This is a genomic window from Odoribacter lunatus (genome assembly GCF_943193135.1).
In the GTDB taxonomy this organism is placed as follows: domain Bacteria; phylum Bacteroidota; class Bacteroidia; order Bacteroidales; family Marinifilaceae; genus Culturomica; species Culturomica lunata.
Window position 1 is genome coordinate 21,798 of sequence record NZ_CALPCZ010000029.1, and the last position, 6,138, is coordinate 27,935.

The window sequence follows — 6,138 nt, forward strand, 5'->3', positions numbered from 1 at the left end:
TTTCTTCTTTTCCGATTAATTTGTTACTTTTGCCTATCGAATTTGGCTGAGTAGTTCAATGGATAGAACGGAAGTTTCCTAAACTTTAAATTCGGGTTCGATTCCCGGCTCGGCTACTAAAACGGGATGTTGGTTTTTGACGGACATCCCGTTTTATTATAGTACTTTGAGTATCCTTTTTCACTAAATTCAGCCTAAATCGGTGAATACATTCACTAAATTCGGCCTAAATTGGTGAATACATTCACTAAATTCGGCCTAAATTGGTGAATTGAACGTATTTTTTCCTATATTTGCCCAAAAGAAAAACCATGATAAAGCGCCTCATCACAAACTCTATCTTATCCGATTACAAACGCGGCAAGGTTATCGTATTACTCGGTGCAAGACAAGTAGGAAAAACCACTCTGTTATCTGATTTGCGAAAAAAAACAGAGAAAGTATTTTCGTTGAACTGCGACAACCTTGACGACATTCTAGTTTTGGAAAAAAAAACATCTACGGAATTACAACATATTCTCTCTCCTTACGATTTAGTGTTCATTGACGAGGCGCAACGGGTGAAAAATATCGGATTAACTTTAAAAATCATCGGAGACTTGAAGCTAGACACACAAGTTATTGTTACCGGCTCCTCTTCTTTCGATATGGCAAACGAAATCAACGAGCCGGCAACAGGACGGTTGATTGAATACAATCTGTATCCGTTTTCTTTACCCGAACTAGCCGCTCATCGCTCTGAACGTGAAGAAAGCCGTTTGCTTGAAACCCGCATGATTTACGGCCTCTATCCCGAAGTTGTCACTCAACCGGAAGATGCCAAGCGTACTTTGATGACTTTGACAAACAATTACCTATATAAAGACATTTTTACTTACAAAGGTATCAAGAAACCCGACCTGATACAAAAATTAGTGCGGGCACTGGCGCTACAATTGGGGTGCGAAGTATCATACAATGAACTAAGTAAATTATTAGGTGTTGATAAAAATACGATAGAAACATACATCAATCTATTGGAAAAATGTTTTATCATATTCCGCCTAGATTCTTTCAGCCGCAACTTGCGCAATGAAATTAAAAAAGGGAAAAAAATATATTTCTATGATAACGGCATCCGGAATGCCGTATTATCGAACTTCGCCCCGCTGGAACTACGCAATGATACCGGTGCCTTGTGGGAAAACCTCATGGTTAGCGAACGGGTAAAGCATAATGCCTATTCAGGCAAGTTTGCCCAGCTATTCTTTTGGCGTACCCACGAGCAGCAGGAAATTGATTTGGTGGAAGAAGAGGACGGGAAATTAAAAACTTTTGAATTCAAATGGAACAGCCATACCCGCAATCGCCAACCCAAAGCTTTTGCCAATTCATATCCAGATTCTCCATTCCATGTCGTAACCCCTGAAAATTACTGGAAATTCATTACAGAATAAACAGCAAATGGTTTTGAAAACAGTATCATATTCGTATTATATCCGTATTATATGGCGATCATTCTTTAATTACTCTCTAATCATTCTCTAATTACTCTTTATTTTGACAAGGAGTAATTAAGGGTTTTATAAAATATTTAGATGTTTTATAAGCCATGGAACCCTTAGAAGAGTGCTAGAAAATCCTTATAAGTCTGCTATCTGTTTAGTTATTCTCCTCTGTTTTGAAGAATAGTGACCATGTTTTCCTGGCCCCATTGCATCAATGCGTCAAGGTGAGGCAAAAGAGTGGTGCCCAAGGGTGTCAAACGGTATTCCGAGCGGGGCGGGACTTCGGGATAGATAATTTTGGTTATGAGACCGTCCTTTTCAAGGAGATGTAAGGTTTGAGCCAAAACCTTTTCCGAAATAACGGGAATGGAGCGGTAGAGTTCGTTAAAGCGCATAATTTTTCCATCCCGCAGTTTCAATAATACGACAAGTGCCCATTTGTTGGAAAACCATTCCAAAACGGGTGCCGACGGACAATATTCATAATCCAAATTTTTCCCCATTATATTCGATTTATAAGGTCTTGATTCAACTAAAACTAACTTAGCAGTAAGGTTTTAACCGTTTGGTTAGTTCTTGCAAATTTAGCAATACGCCTCTAATTTCGCCTCTGTAATTTAAATAATATCTTATGGAAATTATAGTGATTAATAGTTCTCCGCGCAAAGATTTTAATACAGCACGGCTATGTGAACGTTTTACAGAAGGTGTTCGGGCAGTAAACGAAAATGTCCGCATTAATTGGATTAATTTGTATGAATTGAAATTTACCGGCTGCCAAAGTTGTTTTGCATGCAAAAAGAAGGGGAGCACCTTTTACGGGAAATGTGCCGTCCGGGATGATTTAAAAGATGTGCTGCAACAGATTGAAGACTGCGACGGACTGGTTATCGGCACTCCGATTTATTTGGCTTCAGTGCCAGGTTATCTTAAATGTATGCTGGAACGCCTGCTTTTTGCAAAGACTACCTATGAATCCGGCTACCGGAGTCTGTTCGGCAGAAAGCTTCCGGTACAAATGATATATTCGATGAATGCTACGCCCGAGCAAGCCGAAGAAGGCGGCTTTTTAACGAATATTGCTGTTACAGAGGATTTTATCGCGCACGTTTTAGGAACACCACAACATTTAATTGCTTATAATACATATCAATTTAAGGATTATTCTTTGTATGATGTGGAAGTTTTTTCCGAGACGGAAAAAGCAGCATACCGCCATTATCAGTTTCCCAAAGATTTACAAGCAGCCTATGAAGCGGGAAAGGGTATGGCTGAAAAGTTATTTGCATAAAGCTCTCTATTTCCTTATTTTTGTCTGAATAAATTAATGAGGATATGAAAGTTGTCATACAACGGGTGTTACAAGCAAGCGTGTCTATCGAGGGACGTGTGTTTTCGTCTATTGGCAAGGGGATGATGATTTTGGTGGGTATACAGGAGGATGATTCACAGGAGGATATTGAGTGGCTTTGCAGTAAAATTTGTAATCTCCGCATTTTCAATGATGATGATGGTGTTATGAACCGTTCGGTAAAGGAAGTGGACGGAGAGATTTTGGCCGTCAGCCAATTTACGTTGATGGCAAGGGTGAAGAAGGGGAATCGCCCGTCCTATATTGATGCCGCCCGCCCGAATATTTCCAATCCTTTATATGAAGCCTTTACGAAGGCATTGAGTTCAGAGATGCAGAAGGAGGTTAAGACCGGTGTTTTCGGTGCCGATATGCAGGTGTCATTGATTAATGATGGTCCGGTTACGATTTTAATTGATTCAAAAAACCGTATTTGATTGTATGGAGATAAAGGAGTTACAGGAGAAGGTCGATGTATGGATAAAGACTGTCGGCGTGAGGTATTTTAATGAGTTGACCAATATGGCGATTCTGACGGAGGAAGTGGGTGAATTGGCACGGGTGATGGCACGAAAGTATGGTGAACAGTCTTTTAAAGAGGGAGAAAAAGATAATTTAGAGGATGAAATGGCTGATGTGTTGTGGGTGCTGGTGTGTCTGGCCAACCAAACGGGAGTGGATTTGACTGAAGCAATGGAAAAGAATTTTATGAAAAAGACTAAACGGGATGAAAATAGACATAAAAATAACCCCAAAATACGGGAAGCTGAATAATTCTTACTATTTTTGACTGCTTGAAAGTTATCTGGTTGTATGTGGATAAAAATCGCGGGGTTTATTCTTCGAAATAGAATTGCATGTATTATCACGGTGTTGCTCGGGACTCTTTTCATGGGGTTTCAAGTGCGGTATTTACAAATGTCTTATGAAAATGCTAGTCTGCTGCCCCAATCGGACAGTGCCTACATTGATTACGTGAAGTTTCAGCAAACTTTCGGCCAAGAGGGCAATATGATGGTGTTTGCCGTGCAGGATTCCGATTTCTATCAACTGGAGAAGGTGAATGACTGGATTGCCATGGGGAATAAAATGAAGCAGTTGAATGGTGTCAATGCGCTGGTTTCCATTACCCATACTTTCAATTTACTAAAGAATAATGATCTTAAGAAATTTGAAATAAAGCCGATTTTCCCTTCGGAGGTGAAGACAAAGGAGGAGTTGGACAGTTTGGCTTATATTGCGGAACATCTGCCTTTTTATGAGGGGACGCTAATAAATAAAAAGACCCATACGTACGGTATGATGGTGACGGTTTCGGCAGAAGTGATGAATTCTCCTGCCCGAGTGAAATTGGTAAAGGAGATTCGGGAGATTACCGAAGGTTTTGCCCATAAGTACCAAGTGCAGATGCATTATTCCGGCTTGCCTTATATCCGGGTGGTTAATGCGGAGAATATTAAGCGGGAGATGTATATGTTTATCGCTCTGTCTCTCTTGATTACGGCTGTTATTCTTTACTTATTCTTCCGCTCTTTCCGGATTGTGGGATTTTGTGTCGCTATTATCGGTATTAATGTAGTGTGGGCCATGGGATTCATGGCGATTTTAGGTATCAAGATTACACTTTTGACGGCAATGTTGCCGCCATTGCTGATTGTTATCGGTATTCCCAATTGTGTGTTTATGGTTAATAAGTACCATGCGGAGTATGTGTTGCACGGCAATAAGATTAAGGCGTTGCAACGTATGGTGCACAAAATCGGGAATGCGACTCTCTTGTCCAATCTGACGACTGCCGCCGGGTTTGCTACGTTTATTATTACGTCCAGCCGGATATTGAAGGAGTTCGGTTTGATTGCTTTTATCAGCATTACAACGGTTTTCATTATCTGCCTTATTCTAATTCCTTCTGTTTTCAGCTATTTACCGGTACCCGATACGAAACAGACCCGGCATTTGCATAATGCTTTTATCACTTATGTTATTGATCACATTATTCAGGTTGTGGTGAATTACCGCCATATTGTTTACCGCCTCACAGTTACGATTGTTTTGGCTAGTTTGCTGGGCATCACGCTAATGAAGACGACCGGCTACATGGTGGATGATTTGAAAGAAAGTGACCCTATTCGCAAAGATCTCTCTTTTTTCGAGTATAATTTTGACGGGCTTATGCCCTTAGAAGTTACGGTGGATTTTCAAAAGCCAAATCAGGTTTTCAAGTTATCTAATCTGGAGAAATTAGATAAGCTCTGTTACCAAATTCAGCAGGATCCGGATATATCACGGCCTTTGTCTATTGTGGAGGCTGTAAAGTTTGCCGGCCAGGCTTATTATAACGGAAAGGCGGAATATTATAAACTGCCGACCAATATGAATAAGAATTTTATTCTGAGTTATGCGCTGAAAAGCAGCAGCGGCATGAATGCGATGGCTGGTTCGTTTATAGATTCCACGAATCAAAAGGTAAGACTTACTTTCAGAATTAAAGATATCGGTACAAAGAAGATGGAGGCGAAGGAAGATTCCCTTTACCATACTATCTCAAAGCTTTTCCCTCCGGAAAAAGCGACAACGAAGGTGACAGGGTCCAGTATTATTTTTTTCAAAGGAAATCAATATTTGATTAAAAATCTGTTTACTTCGCTGGCTCTAGCTATTTTGCTTATCGCAGGCTTTATGGCGTGGATGTTCAAAAGTAAAAGAATGGTGCTGATAGCCCTTGTGCCTAATGTTATTCCGCAATTGATTACCGCCGCTATTATGGGATACGCCGGCATTCCGATCAAAGCGTCCACGATATTGGTGTTCAGTGTGGCCTTCGGTATTTCCGTAGACAATACTATTCACTATTTGGCCAAATACCGTCAGGAATTACAATCAACAAACTGGTGCATCCATTCGTCTGTTATTCTGGCTTTGAAAGAGACCGGGCAAAGTATGATTTATACATCTATCATTTTATTTTGCGGTTTCAGTATTTTCTGTCTTTCCAGTTTCGGCGGTACATTCGCGCTGGGATTGCTTACATCAATTACTCTATTTGCCGCTATGCTGGCTAATCTGATTTTATTACCTTCTCTTCTGCTTTCTTTAGAAAAGAGTATTACAAACAAAACTTTTAAAGAACCGCTACTTCAAATTTATAACGAGGAAGAGGATATCGATACTAATAAACTCCATATCGAATAGTTTATTAATCAATTTCTTAGAATTAAAATACATGCCTACTAAGCATGTATCACATTACGCAAACGTTTGAATATAAGAGGCTAAAAAAATAATTAAAAAAATTAATCA

The 6,138-nt window shown here is 39.9% G+C and carries 6 protein-coding genes and 1 tRNA gene; 6 read left to right on the forward strand and 1 reads right to left on the reverse strand.

Annotated features, from left to right (window positions below; genetic code table 11):
• Window positions 1–44 precede the first annotated feature (44 nt).
• Together NFR61_RS09645 and NFR61_RS09650 are read left to right on the forward strand one after the other, a co-directional pair.
• A tRNA-Arg gene (locus NFR61_RS09645) sits at window positions 45–116 on the forward strand.
• Window positions 117–311: 195 nt separating this feature from the next.
• Window positions 312–1,436 carry an ATP-binding protein gene (locus NFR61_RS09650; protein WP_251623498.1) on the forward strand — a complete coding sequence of 375 codons (1,125 nt, stop codon included), beginning with the start codon at window positions 312–314 and terminating at the stop codon, window positions 1,434–1,436.
• Between the two features lie 209 nt (window positions 1,437–1,645).
• Here NFR61_RS09650 and NFR61_RS09655 read toward each other — a convergent pair whose 3' ends face one another.
• On the reverse strand, window positions 1,646–1,990 hold the full coding sequence (locus NFR61_RS09655) for a winged helix-turn-helix transcriptional regulator (RefSeq protein WP_251623499.1): 345 nt from the start codon (window positions 1,988–1,990) through the stop codon (window positions 1,646–1,648).
• Window positions 1,991–2,118: 128 nt separating this feature from the next.
• Here NFR61_RS09655 and NFR61_RS09660 point away from each other — a divergent pair, with 128 nt between their 5' ends.
• From NFR61_RS09660 to NFR61_RS09675, 4 genes are read left to right on the forward strand one after another with little or no spacing between them, the layout of a single operon-like run.
• Window positions 2,119–2,778, forward strand: coding sequence for a flavodoxin family protein (locus NFR61_RS09660; RefSeq protein WP_251623500.1), 660 nt, complete (start codon window positions 2,119–2,121; stop codon window positions 2,776–2,778).
• A 44-nt stretch (window positions 2,779–2,822) separates the two neighbouring features.
• Window positions 2,823–3,275: a D-aminoacyl-tRNA deacylase gene (gene dtd / locus NFR61_RS09665; protein WP_251623501.1), complete on the forward strand. Its 453-nt coding sequence runs from the start codon at window positions 2,823–2,825 to the stop codon at window positions 3,273–3,275.
• A 4-nt stretch (window positions 3,276–3,279) separates the two neighbouring features.
• Window positions 3,280–3,612, forward strand: coding sequence for a nucleotide pyrophosphohydrolase (locus tag NFR61_RS09670; RefSeq protein ID WP_251623502.1), 333 nt, complete (start codon window positions 3,280–3,282; stop codon window positions 3,610–3,612).
• A gap of 39 nt (window positions 3,613–3,651) precedes the next feature.
• Window positions 3,652–6,030, forward strand: a complete 2,379-nt coding sequence (locus tag NFR61_RS09675; RefSeq protein ID WP_251623503.1) for an efflux RND transporter permease subunit — start codon at window positions 3,652–3,654, stop codon at window positions 6,028–6,030.
• Window positions 6,031–6,138: the final 108 nt, after the last annotated feature.